This window comes from Actinomadura luzonensis (assembly GCF_022664455.2).
GTDB classification, from domain to species: domain Bacteria; phylum Actinomycetota; class Actinomycetes; order Streptosporangiales; family Streptosporangiaceae; genus Nonomuraea; species Nonomuraea luzonensis.
Genome location: NZ_JAKRKC020000001.1, coordinates 74,689 through 89,048 on the forward strand (window position 1 = coordinate 74,689; position 14,360 = coordinate 89,048).

A 14,360-nucleotide genomic window follows, 5' to 3' on the forward strand; every position below is an offset into this window, starting at 1 on the left:
GCGCCGGGTCATACCCCGTGGGCCTGCATCCACAGTTCGAGCAGGCCGAGCTGCCAGAGCGTGTTCACGCCGGTCGTGGTGCGGTCGGCCTCCGGGTCGGCCAGCAGGCGCTCGACGTACTCGGGGCGGAACAGGCCGCGCTCGCGGGCCGCCCGGCTGGTCAGCGCGTCGCGCACCAGCTCCAGGACGGGGCCGTCCACGTGCCGGATGGCGGGCACCGGGAAGTAGCCCTTGGGCCGGTCGATGACGTCGGCGGGCAGCAGGCGGCGGGCGGCGTCCTTCAGCACGCCCTTGCCGCCGTGGGCCAGCTTCAGCTCGGCGGGGCAGGCCGCGGCCAGCTCGACCAGCTCGTGGTCGAGGAACGGCGTGCGGGCCTCCAGGCCGTGGGCCATGGTCATGTTGTCCACCCGTTTGACCGGGTCGTCCACCAGCATGGCGGTGGTCTCCAGGCGCAGCACGGCGTCCAGCGCGGTCTCCGCGCCGGGCCTGGCCAGGTGGGCGCGGACGTAGTCGCCGCTGGCGTCGTGGTCCAGCAGGTGCCCGGGCGCGAGGATGCGGGCCAGCTCGCCGTGCGGGCGGTCGAAGAACTCGCGGGCGTAGACCTCGGCGGCCTGCTCGCGCGGCACGTCCGCGAGCGGCGGGAACCAGCGGTAGCCGGCGAACACCTCGTCGGCCCCCTGCCCGGACTGCACCACCTTGACGTATTTGGCGACCTCCTGCGACAGCAGGTGGAAGGCCACGCAGTCGTGGCTGACCATCGGCTCCGCCATCGCCCGCACCGCCTGCTCCAGGCCGTCCACGAGCCGGCTGTCGGGGATGCGGATGCGGTGGTGGTCGGTGCCGAAGCGCTCGGCGATCAGGTCGGAGTAGGCGAACTCGTCGCCCTTCTCGCCGCCCGCCGGCTCGAAGCCGATGCTGAACGTGGCCAGCCCCTCCTGCCCCTCCTCGGCGAGCAGCGCCACGATCAGGCTGGAGTCCAGGCCGCCGGACAGCAGCACGCCCACCGGCACGTCGGCCACCATGCGGCGGCGCACCGCCGTGCGCAGCGCGTCGAGGACCGCCTGCCGCCACTCGCCGGCGGTGAGGCCGGCGTGCTCGGGCAGCGCGCCGCGGGTGTAGGACGGGTCCCAGTAGCGGTGCTCGCGGCTCGTGCCGTCGGCGTCCACCACCCGTACGGTTGCGGCGGGCAGCTTGCGCACCCCGGCGAGGATGGTCCGCTCCCCCGGCACCAGCGAGTGGAAGGTCATGTAGTGGTGCAGGGCCACCGGGTCCACGGAGGTGTCCACGTCGCCGGCCGCCAGCAGGGCGGGCATGGTCGAGGCGAAGCGCAGCCGGCGGCCGTCCTCGGCCAGGTACATCGGCTTGATGCCGAGCCGGTCGCGGCCGAGCACCAGCCGGCCGGTGTCACGCTCGGCGACGGCGAAGGCGAACATGCCCTTGAAGTGCTCGACGCACGCCGGGCCCCACCGGTGGTAGGCCTTCATCAGCACCTCGGTGTCGGAGGTGGAGAAGAAGGAGTAGCCCTCGCGGCGCAGCTCGTCGCGCAGCTCGCCGTAGTTGTACAGGCAGCCGTTGAAGACCACCGCGAGGCCCAGCTCGCCGTCCACCATCGGCTGGGCCGCCTTCTCCGACAGATCGATGATCTTCAGGCGGCGGTGGCCCAGGGCGATCGGGCCCTGCGACCACAATCCCGAGCCGTCCGGCCCGCGGTCGTGCATCGCCTCCGTCATCCGGTCCACCGCGGCGATGTCCGCCTCGACGCCATCGAAGCGGATCTCGCCGCTCAGCCCGCACATCTACAGGTCCTCCTCGTCGTCAGCACTTGTCGTTCTCAGTACTCGTCGCTCTCGGCACTTGTCGCTCTCAGGCCGCGGGGCGCAGGTCCCGGTCCCAGTCCAGGGCCCGGGTCTCGGCCAGCAGCAGGTCCACCACGTCGCTCAGGCGGCCGCGCCGGGCGTGGGCGGCCCGCTGCCGCGCCGCCGAGCTGCCCCGCGCCAGCGCCCGCCGGGCCAGCGCCGTCACCAGCTCCTGGTCCCCCGCCGCGCGCAGGTGCGGGGCCGCCCGGTCGAGCAGGAGCGCGATCACCTCGGCCGCCGGGCGCGGCACCCCCTTGACCGGATCGACCAGCTCGCCCTCCAGGCCCGAGCGCGCCGCCTGCCAGGTGGCCGCCCGCACCGTGCCCAGGTGCACCCCGGGCTCGCGGCCCGGCTCGCGTTCGAGCTCCGCCAGCTCGGCCAGCTCGGCGGCGACCAGCGCCCGGTACAGGCCGGCGATCAGCACGATGTCCGCCACGCTCGGGCAGGAGTCGCAGATGCGCATCTCGACCGTCGGCAGGTGCTGCGACGGCCGGATGTCGAAGTAGATCATCCCGGCGTCGCTGATGACCCCGGACCGGACCAGCTCCTCGATCATCTCCTGGTACTCGGCGGCCGAGCCGAAGTGCGGGATCGGGCCCGCCGTGGGCCAGCGCTGCCACACCAGGGTGCGGTAGCTGGCGTAGCCGGTGTCGGCGGCGTACCAGAACGGGGAGCTGGCGCTCAGCGCCAGCAGCGGCGGCAGCCACGGCGCGAGCCGGTGCGCGACGGCCACCGCCAGCTCCCGGTCGCGCACCTCGGCGTGCACGTGCATGCCGCAGATGAGCTGCTCGCGGGTGAGCACCTGGAAGTCGGTGAGCATGCGCTCGTAGCGCGCGTCGGGGAAGATCTTGAGCTGGCCCTCGGCCACGAGCTGGGGGCTGCCCGCGGCCATGACGCCGAGGCCGAGCGCGTCGGCCTCGCGGATCAGCGCGGCGCGCATGCCGCACAGGTCCCCGGCCAGCTCGCGGAGGTCGCGGAAGGGCAGGCTGTTGGACTCCACCATCGAGCGCTGCAGCTCGTGCGTGAAGCGGGCAGCGGGCAGCGCCTCCAGCAGCAGCCCCGAGCGGGCGGCCACGTGGCGCGTCCTCAGGTCCACGATGTGGAACTCCTCCTCCACCCCGACTTTGATCGGCCTCCCCCGCTCCGGCACGGTCACCACCCCCGACATACCGCCCCAGAAACGGACACTCCCCCAAAAAAGCCAGGTTTAGCATCGTCCTTTATGGCCTAGACTCCGACGAATGTCCCTGCCCGCTGCCCGGCTGGCCTGGCTGGACGCCCTGCGGGGGCCGGCGGCGCTGGCCGTCACCGCGCACCACGCCGGCTGGACCTTCGTGCCCGCCCTGTACGCCGTCGTGGACGCGCGCATCGACCTCGGCACCTGGGGCGTGTTCGTGTTCTTCCTGGTGAGCGGGTACATCATCCCGGCCTCGCTGGAGCGGCACGGCGACCTGCGGGCCTTCTGGACCGGCCGGGCCTTCCGCCTGCTGCCGCTCCTGCTGGCCGCCTTCTGCGCCGTGCTCCTGCTGGCCGCCGCCGGGCTGCTGCCGCTCGCGCCGGGGCTCGGCTCGCGCCCGCTCCCCCTCGTCGCGCTCGGCAACGTGACGATGCTCCAGGAGCTGCTCGACCTGCCCGCCGTGGTCAACGTGACCTGGACGCTGTCGTACGAGATGGCGTTCTACCTGATGAGCGTGGCCCTGTACGCGCTGGGCCAGGCGCGCAGGTCGGCGCCGATCGCGCTGGCCCTGGCGGTGCTCGCCGTGCCCCTCGGCCTGCTCTTACCACGCGCCGTCGTCGGCCACCGCGACCTGGTCGCGGCGCTGCTCGGCCTGGCCGTGACCGCCGCCGTCGCGGTCACCGCGCTCGGCCGCGGCCGGGCCAGGACGGCGGCCGCCGCCGCGGGCGGGCTGCTCGGTTTGGCGCTGGTGCTCCTCGGCAGCCGGGGCGGCACCTGGCAGGGCGTCATCATCCTGGCGGCCATGTTCGCGGGCACCGCCGTGTACCGGGCCGAGCGCGGCGAGATCCGGTGGCGGGCGGCGGCCGTCGCCGTGGCGGCCGTGGTGGGCTGTGGGATCCCTGCCAAGGACGACCCCGGCTGGGCGCCGGCGCTCGTGCTGGCCTTCGCGGTGTTCGGGCTGGCGTTCGCGCTCCGCGCGCGGGCCTTCCCGCGCTGGCTGACCTGGCTCGGCGTGGTCAGCTTCTCCCTCTACCTGCTGCACCCGATCCTGCTGCGCCTGGTGCCCGCGCTGTGGCTGTACTACCTGGTGCTCATCCCGTTGTGCGCGGTGACGTACCACGTGATCGAGGCCCCGGCGCAGCGCGCGGGCCGCCGCCTGCGCGGGCCGGGACAGCGGGAACTGTCGCCGTGACCTCCTAGATTGTGCCCATGGCCCTCTCCCTCCGCGAGCTGAACCGCGCCACGCTGGCCCGCCAGCTCCTGCTGCGCCGCGAGCCCCTCGACGCCGGCGCCGCGGTCCGCCGCCTGGTCGCGCTCCAGGCGCAGCAGCCCGCCTCGCCCTACCTCGCGCTGTGGAACCGGCTGTCCGGCTTCGACCCGGCCGGGCTCGACGCCGCGTTCGCGGACGGCTCGCTGGTCAAGGCCACGCTCATGCGCATCACCCTGCACGTCGTGCACGCCGACGACCACACCGTCCTGCGCCTCGCCATGCGCGAGACGTTGCGCGCCTCGCGGCTCGGCGACCGGCGCTTCGCCGCGACCGGGCTCACGCCCGAGCAGGCCGACGCGCTGGTGCCCGAGCTGCTGGCCTTCGCCGACCGGCCGCGTACGGGGGCCGAGATCGAGGCGTGGGCCGCGGAGCGGGCGCCGCGGTCGCCGAAGGGCGTGCTGCGGGTGATGCGCTCCATCGCGCCGCTGCTGCATGCGCCGACCGGCGGGGCGTGGTCGTTCGGCCCGCGGCCCTCCTACCTGGCCGCGTCCCCTGACGACAAGCCCGGCGACACCGACGCCTGCCTCCAGGAGCTGGTCCTGCGCTACCTGGAGGCGTTCGGGCCCGCGTCGGTCCTCGACGTGGCCCAGTACGCCATGGTCTACCGGCCCCGGGCGCGGGCCGCCCTGGCGGCGCTGGCCGACCGGCTGGAGCGCCTGGAGGGGCCCGGCGGCACGGAGCTGTTCGACGTCCCCGGGGCGCCGCGCCCGCCCGCCGGCGCCCCCGCGCCGCCCCGGCTCATGGCGATGTGGGACAACGTGCTGCTGGCCTACGCCGACCGCGCCCGCGTCATCCCGCCCGGCTACCGCCAGCTGGTCATCCGCGCCAACGGCGACGTCCTGCCGACGCTCCTCGTCGACGGCCACGTGGCCGGGGTGTGGCGGCCCGTGCCCGACGGCATCGAGGCCACCGCCTTCCACCGCCTGCCCGGCGAGGCGTGGCACGGGCTCGCCGCCGAGGCCAAGGAGCTGCTGGCGCTGCTGGCCGGCCGCGAGCCCGCCGTCTACAGCCGCTACGGCCGCTGGTGGGACGGCCTCCCGGCGGCCGAGGTCCGCGTCCTGCCCGGCTGAGCACGTTTGATCGGGCCGCGGCGGGGCATCGGGCGATCTCCGGGAGGGGTGGGATGGCACGCAGGCTGCTGGCGATGGGCAACCCGGCCGCGGGCGGGGACGACGAGGAGACCCGGCGGGCGGTGCTCGACGTGCTCGCCGACGGGGCCGACGTGGTGTCCCGCGTTCTCGACGGGCCCGGCGACCTGGACCGGGCGCTGGCCGAGCACCCCGACCGCGACCCGGTGGTGCTCGGCGGCGACGGCACCCTGCACCGCGTGGTCGCCGCGCTGCTGGCCCGCGGCGAGCTGGAGCGCCGGCCGGTGGGCCTGATCCCGATGGGCACCGGCAACGACCTGGCCCGCACGCTCGGCATCCCGCTCGACCCGGCCGAGGCCGCGCGGGTGGTGCTGACCGGCGTCGAACGCCCGCTGGACCTGCTCGTCGCCCACGAAGGCGGCGGTGGTGGCGGTGCCGGCATCGTGCTCAACGCCGTGCACGTCGGCGTCGGCGCGGAGGCCAGCCGGCAGGCGACCCCGCTCAAGCCCGTCCTGCGCCGCGCCGCCTACGCCGCCGGCGCCCTGCTCGCGGGGGTGCGCAGCAGGGGCTGGCGGCTGCGGGTGCGGGTGGACGGCCGGCCGGTCGCCGACGGCCGGCGGCGCGTCCTCATGGTGGGGATCGGCAACGGCGCCTCCATCGGCGGCGGCACGCCGCTCGCCCCCGACGCGCGGCCGGACGACGGGCTGGCGGACGTCATCGTCTCCTACGCCGTCTCGCCCGGGGCGCGGCTGGCGTACGGGGTGCTGCTGCGGCTCGGACGGCACCCGCGGCGCGAGGACGTGGCGACGTTCCGCGGGCGCGAGGTGGTGATCGAGGGCGAGCCGGTGCCCGCCAACGCCGACGGCGAGCTGCACCCGCCCGCCGCCCGCCGCTCCTGGACCCTGCGCCCGGCCGCCTGGCGGATCATCGCGCCGCCCCCGTGACCCCTCCCCGCCGCCCTCGTGACTTCTTGCGGGCCGCCCTCGTGACTCCTTGCGGGCCGCCCCCGTAACCCCGTCCGGCCTCGTGGTCGTTGCCGGTCAGACCTCACGCAGGTCGCGGCGCTGCTCGGCGTACCGGGTGGTCTCCACGGCGACCAGCGCGACGAGGACGAGCACCAGCCCCGCCAGCCCGGCCAGCGGCGGCATCATGATCGCCACGGGCAGGCCCACGAGCAGCGCCGCCACGGCGACCAGCCGCGGCAGGCTGAGCACGGCGTGCACCCGCGCCCCGAACAGCACGTGCCCGCCCAGGTACAGCGCGGCCCCGCCGTACAACGCCGGCGCGTAGAAGCCGCCGAGCGCCGCGCCCTCCCCCGCGTGGGCCAGCACGCCCTCCACACCGAGCGCGGTGACGACGATCCCGGCCACGATCGGGAAGTGCCCGTAGGTGTAGGCCTCCACGACCATCTTGACGCGGATCGCGCCGAGCGTGCGCACCAGCCGGTGCTCGGCCGCGAGCGCCACCACGTCGAAGTACAGCCACCACAGGCACAGCGCCACCGCCATGCCGAGGACGGCCGCGGCCAGCAGCGGAGCGCCGATCGCGCTCCCGGCCGCGCCGACCCCGATGGCCGCCACCGACTCCCCGATGGCCAGCAGCACGAACAGCCCGTGCCGCTCGCACCAGTGCGCCGCGCTGTGCACCCGCCAGTTGCCGCGCCGCGAGGTCAGGTACGTGCCCGCCCAGTCCACCCCGAGCGCCGCCGCGAACAGCAGCGTCTGCGTCCAGCCGCCGAGCAGCGCCCCCGCCACCAGCGGCGGCACGCCGGCCAGCAGGGTGGCCCACGACAGCGCGAGCTGGCGCCGCAACCCCTGGTCCTCGCCCGCCGCCACCCCGTAGACGGCGAGGTGCACGACGCGCACCAGCAGGTACGCGCCCACCAGCACGAGCGGCCCGGACAGCCCGCCCGGCGCGTCGTGCCACGCCTCGGGGACGGTCAGCGCGACCACGAACACCGCCGCGGTCGCCACCGCCATCCCCGCCCGGACCACGCCTTCGTCGGCGCGCGCCTGGTTGCCGAGCCAGGTGTAGGCCTCCCACGTCCACCACAGCAGCGCGAGCAGCAGCAAGCCCTGCAGCAGGCCATGGGCGCTGTGCTCGTGCGCCATGAGGGCGGTGACCCGGGTCGCCGCGAAGACGAAGACCAGGTCGAAGAAGAGCTCGAAGGTCGTCGCCCGGTGGTTCTCGCCGGTCGGGCGCGCCGTGCCCGCGAGGCGTGGGCGGCGCCGCGGGTCCCCCTGGTCGGCCATGGCCGGACACTCCTTCCCCCAGATCATCTTGCCGACGGGAAAGGTTATAGGTGCTTATAGGGGGACGTCTTCGCCATTACCCGTTTTCACACGATTCCTTGGCCGCCGTGCGGCTCTTGCCCTCGCCGCCGCTTCGCACGACGATCGTGATCGGCAGACCGGCGCCGGGTCCCCCGGCGGCGAGGGACGGAGGACCGCCCGGCGTGAACGACCACCACGGCGACGCCCGCAAGATCCGGCGCGGGACCTTCCGCGCCACCTGCCCGGTCACCCACGACGCCGACGGCCTGTGGCGGGTCACCGGCTACGCGGCGGCCAGGGCCCTGCTGCGCAGCGACGCCACCGTCCAGGCCGGGCTGGGCGTCGAGACGGTGGCCAGGCTGCCCGCCCGCATCCGCCGCCCCGTCCTCTACCGGGACGGCCCCGAGCACCGCGAGGACCGCCGGCAGACCGCCCGGTTCTTCACCCCCCGCCGGGTGGACGAGCACTACCGCGGCCTCATGACCGAGGCCGCCGAGCGGCAGCTCGCCCGGCTGCGCGCCACGGGCGAGGCGCACCTGTCGGAGCTGAGCTTCGGCGTGGCGATCGAGGTGGCCGCCGCGATCATCGGGCTCACCGCGAGCAGCGCGTCCGGCCTGCGCGAGCGGCTGGAGCGCTTCTTCCCGGAGAAGTTCGGCAGGCCCGGCCTGACCAGCCCGCACGGCCTCTACTGGCTCGTCCGGCAGAACGTCAACTGGCTGCGCGTCTACCTGGCCGACGTCCGCCCGGCGATCCGGGACCACCGCCGCGAGCCGCGCGACGACCTCATCTCGCACCTGCTCGCCGAGGGCTGCAACGACGCCGAGATCCTCGGCGAGTGCCTGACGTTCGCCGCCGCCGGGATGGTGACCACCCGCGAGTTCATGGGCGCCGCGGCCTGGCACCTGTTCACCGACGACGCGCTGCTGGCCCGCTACCGGGCCGCCGCCGAGCCGGAGCGCCTGGCCGTGCTGCGCGAGCTGCTGCGGCTCGAACCCGTGGTGGGCCGGCTGCGCCGCCGCACCACGGCCGCCCTCGACCTGCCCGGCCCGGACGGCACCACGTCCCTGCCGCCGGGGGCCGTGGTCGAGGTGCTGGTGGACGCCGTGAACACCGACGCCCGCGCCGTCGGCGAGCGGCCGCTGTCGGTGTGCCCGGGCCGGGACGTGGACGCGGCACTCTCCTTCGGCGACGGCGCGCACCGCTGCCCGGGCGCGGGGGTCGCGATCCTGGAGACCGACGTGTTCCTGAGCCGCCTGTTCGCGCTGGAGGGGGTGCGGATGGCGGGGCCGCCGCGGGTCACGTTCGCCAACGACATCGGCGGCTACGAGGTCCGCGACCTGCGCGTCACGCTCGGCTGAGGCCACGGGCGAAATGTCCGCCCAGTGTCCGCCCGCCGTCCTGTCCCCGCCCCTTGACCGGGGCGAGAATCGAAGCCGGGAGACGCGCGAACGCGGCGGTGCGGCCGGGTCCGCGGTCAGACCGTCTTGATCGCGCCGCCGTCGATGACGTAGTCGGCGCCGCTGACGCTGGCGGCGTGCGGCGAGGCCAGCCACGTCACCAGGGCGGCGACCTCGTCCGGCTCGATCAGCCTGCCGGTGGTCATGCCGGTGCCGGCCGGCAGGCCGGCCAGGAGCTGCTGCTGGTCCACGCCGAGCGCGGCGGCCAGGGCGGCGCCGTACCCGTCCGGGGACTCCCACAGGGAGGTGCGGATCGCACCGGGGGAGATCGTGTTGACCCGCACCCCCTGTGGGCCGAACTCCTCGGCCAGCGCCTTGCCGAACGCGGTCAGCGCCGCCTTGGCGGTGCTGTAGGTGATCGGCCCGGCGTGCGGCAGGCGGGCGCTGTTGGACGAGATGTTGATCACGTTGCCGCGCCTGCGCAGCAGGCTGGGCAGGGCGGCCCTGGTGGCGCGGACGGCGCTCAGCAGGTTCAGGTCGTGGTCGCGCCGCCAGTGCTCGTCGGTGGAGGTGAGGAACCCGCCGATCCGGCCCTCGCCGCCGTCGCCGCCGCCCACGTTGTTGACCAGCAGGTCGAGCTCGCCCAGCTCGGCCAGGGCCCGCTCGATCATCGCGCCGGGGCCGTCCGGGGTGGACAGGTCGGCGGTCAGCGCGATCGCGCCGGTCTCCTTCAGCTCGGGCGAGACCGTCCGGGCGGCGGCCACCACCCGGACGCCCTCCGCCGCCAGGGCCCGCACGACGGCCAGCCCCAGCCCCCTGCTCGCGCCGGTCACCACAGCGGTCGTGCCGTCGAGTCGCATGTCCATGGTCGTCCCAACTCCTTCGTCAACTGCGTCTTCATCGACACTGGAACCATAAGACCTGCAACACTAATGACGCAAGTCCGTGTGTAGCGGTGACGGTGTCGTATCCTTGTCCAGTGACGAAGGAGACGCCGCCCCGCGCGCTGAGGTCCGACGCCGAACGAACGGTCCGCACGATCCTGGAGGCCGCCGAGCGGGTGCTCAGCAGGAACCCGGCGGCCAGCATGGAGCAGATCGCCGAGGCGGCCGGGGTCGCGCGCACGACCGTGCACCGCCGTTTCGCCTCGCGGGACGCGCTGGTGTCCGCGCTCGCGTCCTGGGCGACCCGCCGCTTCGCCGAGGCCGTGGACGCCGCCAACCCCGAGTCCACGCCGCCGCTCGTCGCGCTCTACCAGATCACCGCGAACGTGCTCCGCGTCAAGATCGACTGGTCGTTCGCCATGGGCCTGGCCCCGGTCGCCGACGAGGCCGTCGCCCGCGTGCACGCCGACATCGAGGAACGCTGCGAGCGACTGTTCGCCAAGGCGCGCGAGGCCGGTGTGCTGCGCGCCGACGTCGATCCCTCCTGGGCCAGGCGCGTCTACTACGCGCTGATCCACGAGGCGGCGCAGTCGCGCGACGGCGACCCCGACGCGCTCGCCACCCGCCTCGTCGACACGCTGCTGCGCGGCGTGGGCACCGGCCAGGCCCTCACGTAGCGCGGCGGCTCACGACCGCCCGGCCGAATGCCCCGGCGGAATGGCCGTAACTCGAACCCCCACTCACCCCCGCACCACACCCGTATCAGCTGGATCAGCAGCCCGAAATATCACAGCCCGCCGATCTCCCCGTGAACGACCCGATCAAGAAGCCCTTCAGCCCCCTCAACCCGATCAACAAAACCGCCCTCCACCTGCACGGACAGCGCAATTCTTCTTGATCGGATTACCCCTCGAACCCCCTCCCGCAAAGATTCTGGTCACAAACATTTCCCGAAATAACCGGTCTATCGCATTGCCATTGACTGGAATTGTTGGAACATATGGGCAGAGTCACTGAGTGAGGTCCAGAGATCGTCAACCGCGAACGGGTTGCGGCGAGGGAAAGGGGCAACGCTCATGCACCAAAGGGCTGTCCGAAACCTGGCCAAGCTCGACACGACGCAGGCGAGAATGACGCGCATTTTCGACGCGGCGGCGGGCGGGAAGAACAACTTCCAGGCGGACAAGGACATGGTGCGCCACTTCGAGCAAGCCGCTCCCGTCCTCACCACCGCCGCTCGCGCCGTCCTGCAGTTCCTGGCCCGGGTCGTCCACCATCTGGCCGCCGTCGAGGGCGTCGACCAGTTCATGATCATCGGCAGCGGCGTGCCCAGCGGCCTCCCGGCCGGCCGCCGCCTGCACGACATCGCCCGCCAGGCCTCGCCCAGCCCCGCCGTCCGCGTCGTGTACGTCGAGAACAACCCCATGGTCGTCACCATGGCCCAGGCCACCATCGAACCGTTCTCCGACCTGGTGCGCGTCGTGGACGGCGACGCCCGCGAGATCGACGACATGCTCGGCGACCGGGTCGTGCAGACCTTCCTGGACTGGGACAGCCCCATAGCGGTGCTCCTGCTGTCCGCCCAGAGCCTGGACGACGAGGAGTACGCGCACTACGTCATCAAGCGGCTGCGCCACACCGCCCCGGCCGGCAGCTTCCTCGCCCTGGTCCACACCACGTTCGACGCCGTGCCCCCGGAGCTGCTCCCCGCCGTCCGCGACGTGCTCGCCATGACGCTCCCGCACCTCGCCATCCGGACGAAGGAGGAGGTCGAGGGTCTGCTGGACGGCCTGGACCTGGTGGACCCCGGCCTGGTCTGGGTCCCCCAGTGGCACCCCGGCACCGGCGACCCCGGCACCGGCGACCCCGGCACCGGCGACGACCTCGCCTGCGCCGACCAGCCGCCCACCTCCGGCAACTACGGCGCGGTGGCCCACATCCCGTGACCCGCCCGGGCGGCCGTCCGGCATGATGGGGTGGGAATTCGGGAGGAAGGAAGCCACCAGGTGCGGCACGAGAAGAATCCCGTGCTCGCGGTGAGCCCAGGGCCGGCGGCGGGCGTGCGCGGGGCGATCGCGGCGAACCTGCGGCGCACCCGGCTGGCGCGCGGGTTCAGCGTCCGGGAGCTGGCCGAGCTGACCGGGGTCAGCAAGGCGCTCATCTCGCAGGTCGAGCGAGGGGTGGCCAATCCCACGATCGAGGTGCTGACGCGGCTGGCCGACGCGCTCGGGCTGACGTTCGCCGAGCTGACGCGGGTGCACCTGGCCGGGCCCGAGGTGATCAGGCGCGGCGAGGGCACGCCGGTGGCGGTGGGCGACACGGTGGTGCGCAGCCTGTTCGCGGCGCCGGACCGGCGGCGGTTCGAGCTGGCCGAGGGCGACCTGCCGCCGCACACGCGCAGCGCCAGGAGCGCGCACGGGCTCGGCTCGGTGGAGCACGCGTACGTGGTGGCGGGCGAGGTCACGGTCGAGACCGCCGACTGGTCGGCGCGCCTCGGCGAGGGCGACGCGATCCGGTTCGCCGCCGAGCTCGACCACGTCTACGTCACCGGCGAGGCGGGTTGCCGGGTGCTGACCCTGCTGTCGTTCAGCGAGGACTGAGGCGGAGGGTCGCCGTCAGCCCGGCCAGCCGGACGAGCCGTCAGGGACGCTGGCCAGCAGCTCCCGCGTGTACGGGTGGGCCGGGTCGTCCAGGACGCGCGCCACCGGCCCGCTCTCGACGCACTCCCCCGCGCGCAGCACGTAGAGGCGGTCGGCGAGCTGCCGCACCACGGCCAGGTCGTGCGTGATGAACAACATGCCCATCGACAGCCGTTCGCGCAGCCCCGCCAGCAGGGTGAGGATCTGGGCCTGGACGGAGACGTCCAGCGCGGAGACCGGCTCGTCGCAGACCAGCAGCCGGGGCTCGCCGGCCACGGCGCGGGCGACGGCGACCCGCTGGCGCTCGCCGCCGGAGAGCTGGGCCGGACGCAGCCCGGCCATGGCCGGGTCCAGGCCGACCAGCTCCAGCAGCGCGGCCACGTCGGGCGGGCGGCCGTCGGCGATCAGGGCCTCCTTGAGCGTCGCGCCGACCGTGCGGGCCGGGTTGAGGGTCGCGTACGGGTCCTGGAAGATCATCTGGGCGGTGCGGCGGGCCTGCCGGACCGCCTCGCGCGGCAGGCGGGCGTAGTCGGAGCAGTCGGCGCCGGCCAGCAGGATCGTGCCGGCGTCCGGGCGTTCCAGGCCGGTGACGCAGCGGGCGAGCGTGGTCTTGCCGGAGCCGGACTCGCCCACCACGGCCACGATCTCGCCGGGGGCCACCGTCAGCCCCACTCCGGCGAGCGCGGGGCGGGCCGCGCCGGGGTAGGTCTTGCGCAGGTCGCGGACGTCGAGCACCGACGCCCTCGGCACGGCGTCCGGGGCGGGCGGGACGACGCCGGGCGGCGGCGGGGGCGCGGCGGGCAGCTCGGCCGCCCGCAGGCACGCCGACGACCGCGTGGCGGTGGAGGGCAGCGGGAGGAGGGCGGGCTCGGTGGTGTGGCACCGCGGCAGCGCGTACGCGCACCGCTCGGCGAAGGCGCACCGGCCGGCGACCGCGTCGTGGGCCGGCACCGTGCCGGGCACGGACGGCACGGCGGCGAGCCGCCGGTCGGCGGGCGGCTCGGCGGCGAGCAGCGCCCGCGTGTACGGATGCCGCTGCTCCACCCGCAGCTCCTCGGCGCGCCCGGTCTCCACCACCCGTCCCGCGTACATGACGACGACCCGCTCGCACATCGAGAACGCCACCCGCAGGTCGTGCGTGATCAGCAGGAACGTCATGCCCCGCTCGCGCTGGATGCGGCGCACGAGCGCGAGCACGTCCCGCTGCGTGGTGGCGTCGAGCGCGGTCGTGGGCTCGTCGGCGAGCAGCACGCGCGGCGCGGCGGCGAGCGCGGCGGCCAGTCCGGCCCGCTGCCGCTGCCCGCCGGAGAGCTGGAACGGGTACCGCCCGGCCGGTTCGCCGTCCAGCCCCACCTCGGCCAGCAGCCGGGGCACCTCCACGCGCCGGTCGGCGCCGCGCGGCAGCCCGTCGGCGATCTGCCTGCCGACCTTGCGCAGGGGGTTGAGCAGCGTGAACGGGTCCTGCATGAGCAGCGAGACGGTGCCGCCGCGCAGCCGCCGCAGCGCCCGCGGGTCGCCGTCCACGCGCTGCCCGGCGAGGCGCACCTCGCCCTCGGCGCTCAGCCCGGCGGGCAGCAGCCCCAGCAGCGCCCGCACGGTCAGCGACTTGCCCGACCCGGACTCGCCGACGACGGCCACCGACTCGCCCGCGCCGGCCGCGAACGACACCCCGGACAGCAGCGTCCGCCCGGTGGCGGGCTGGCGCACGGTGAGGCCGTCCACCCGCAGCATCTCGGCAGGCTCCGTCAGCTCGCGCAGGTCGGCTGTCCCGTGCAT

At 74.7% G+C, this 14,360-nt stretch carries 12 protein-coding genes; 7 read left to right on the forward strand and 5 right to left on the reverse strand.

Features of this window, described 5'->3' with window-relative positions; all coding sequences use genetic code 11:
* Positions 1–8: 8 nt before the first annotated feature.
* Positions 9–1,796 (reverse strand): N-acetylglutaminylglutamine amidotransferase, encoded by a 1,788-nt coding sequence (locus MF672_RS00350; RefSeq protein ID WP_242371707.1) that lies wholly within the window; start codon positions 1,794–1,796, stop codon positions 9–11.
* A gap of 67 nt (positions 1,797–1,863) precedes the next feature.
* Complete coding sequence (locus MF672_RS00355) at positions 1,864–3,006, reverse strand: carboxylate-amine ligase (protein ID WP_247815116.1); 1,143 nt, start codon at positions 3,004–3,006, stop codon at positions 1,864–1,866.
* A 91-nt stretch (positions 3,007–3,097) separates the two neighbouring features.
* Here MF672_RS00355 and MF672_RS00360 point away from each other — a divergent pair, with 91 nt between their 5' ends.
* The 3 genes from MF672_RS00360 to MF672_RS00370 are packed head-to-tail and all read left to right on the forward strand — an operon-like array spanning position 3,098 to position 6,335.
* The gene (locus MF672_RS00360; protein ID WP_242371703.1) at positions 3,098–4,225 is read left to right on the forward strand and encodes an acyltransferase family protein; all 1,128 of its coding nucleotides are present in this window, start codon (positions 3,098–3,100) and stop codon (positions 4,223–4,225) included.
* Positions 4,226–4,242: 17 nt separating this feature from the next.
* Positions 4,243–5,373 (forward strand): winged helix DNA-binding domain-containing protein, encoded by a 1,131-nt coding sequence (locus MF672_RS00365; protein ID WP_242371701.1) that lies wholly within the window; start codon positions 4,243–4,245, stop codon positions 5,371–5,373.
* 53 nt (positions 5,374–5,426) lie between these two features.
* Positions 5,427–6,335 carry a diacylglycerol/lipid kinase family protein gene (locus MF672_RS00370; RefSeq protein ID WP_242371699.1) on the forward strand — a complete coding sequence of 303 codons (909 nt, stop codon included), beginning with the start codon at positions 5,427–5,429 and terminating at the stop codon, positions 6,333–6,335.
* A gap of 96 nt (positions 6,336–6,431) precedes the next feature.
* Here the strand turns inward: MF672_RS00370 and MF672_RS00375 are convergent, their stop codons facing one another.
* Positions 6,432–7,643: a low temperature requirement protein A gene (locus MF672_RS00375; RefSeq protein ID WP_242371697.1), complete on the reverse strand. Its 1,212-nt coding sequence runs from the start codon at positions 7,641–7,643 to the stop codon at positions 6,432–6,434.
* A gap of 203 nt (positions 7,644–7,846) precedes the next feature.
* Here MF672_RS00375 and MF672_RS00380 point away from each other — a divergent pair, with 203 nt between their 5' ends.
* Complete coding sequence (locus MF672_RS00380) at positions 7,847–9,022, forward strand: cytochrome P450 (RefSeq protein WP_242371695.1); 1,176 nt, start codon at positions 7,847–7,849, stop codon at positions 9,020–9,022.
* Positions 9,023–9,138: 116 nt separating this feature from the next.
* On the opposite strand, the gene MF672_RS00385 is transcribed toward MF672_RS00380, so the two are convergent.
* Complete coding sequence (locus MF672_RS00385; RefSeq protein ID WP_242371694.1) at positions 9,139–9,927, reverse strand: SDR family NAD(P)-dependent oxidoreductase; 789 nt, start codon at positions 9,925–9,927, stop codon at positions 9,139–9,141.
* Between the two features lie 113 nt (positions 9,928–10,040).
* Between MF672_RS00385 and MF672_RS00390 the strand changes: the two genes are divergently transcribed.
* The 3 genes from MF672_RS00390 (at position 10,041) to MF672_RS00400 (ending at position 12,545) form a co-directional block, all read left to right on the forward strand.
* Positions 10,041–10,622: a TetR/AcrR family transcriptional regulator gene (locus MF672_RS00390; RefSeq protein ID WP_242371693.1), complete on the forward strand. Its 582-nt coding sequence runs from the start codon at positions 10,041–10,043 to the stop codon at positions 10,620–10,622.
* Positions 10,623–11,021: 399 nt separating this feature from the next.
* Entirely contained in the window at positions 11,022–11,891 is an 870-nt protein-coding gene (locus MF672_RS00395) for an SAM-dependent methyltransferase (RefSeq protein ID WP_302893136.1), read from the forward strand.
* Between the two features lie 60 nt (positions 11,892–11,951).
* Positions 11,952–12,545 (forward strand): XRE family transcriptional regulator, encoded by a 594-nt coding sequence (locus MF672_RS00400; RefSeq protein ID WP_242371691.1) that lies wholly within the window; start codon positions 11,952–11,954, stop codon positions 12,543–12,545.
* A 15-nt stretch (positions 12,546–12,560) separates the two neighbouring features.
* On the opposite strand, the gene MF672_RS00405 is transcribed toward MF672_RS00400, so the two are convergent.
* The gene (locus tag MF672_RS00405) at positions 12,561–14,360 is read right to left on the reverse strand and encodes an ABC transporter ATP-binding protein (RefSeq protein WP_242371690.1); all 1,800 of its coding nucleotides are present in this window, start codon (positions 14,358–14,360) and stop codon (positions 12,561–12,563) included.

Excerpts from the sequence above, each read along its gene's own strand:
- MF672_RS00395 (WP_302893136.1), top strand. The coding sequence starts at position 11,022 with ATGCACCAAAGGGCTGTCCGAAACCTGGCCAAGCTCGACACGACGCAG.
- MF672_RS00405 (WP_242371690.1), bottom strand. The coding sequence starts at position 14,360 with ATGCACGGGACAGCCGACCTGCGCGAGCTGACGGAGCCTGCCGAGATG.
- MF672_RS00385 (WP_242371694.1), bottom strand. The coding sequence starts at position 9,927 with ATGGACATGCGACTCGACGGCACGACCGCTGTGGTGACCGGCGCGAGC.
- MF672_RS00375 (WP_242371697.1), bottom strand. The coding sequence starts at position 7,643 with ATGGCCGACCAGGGGGACCCGCGGCGCCGCCCACGCCTCGCGGGCACG.
- MF672_RS00370 (WP_242371699.1), top strand. The coding sequence starts at position 5,427 with ATGGCACGCAGGCTGCTGGCGATGGGCAACCCGGCCGCGGGCGGGGAC.
- MF672_RS00350 (WP_242371707.1), bottom strand. The coding sequence starts at position 1,796 with ATGTGCGGGCTGAGCGGCGAGATCCGCTTCGATGGCGTCGAGGCGGAC.
- MF672_RS00360 (WP_242371703.1), top strand. The coding sequence starts at position 3,098 with ATGTCCCTGCCCGCTGCCCGGCTGGCCTGGCTGGACGCCCTGCGGGGG.
- MF672_RS00365 (WP_242371701.1), top strand. The coding sequence starts at position 4,243 with ATGGCCCTCTCCCTCCGCGAGCTGAACCGCGCCACGCTGGCCCGCCAG.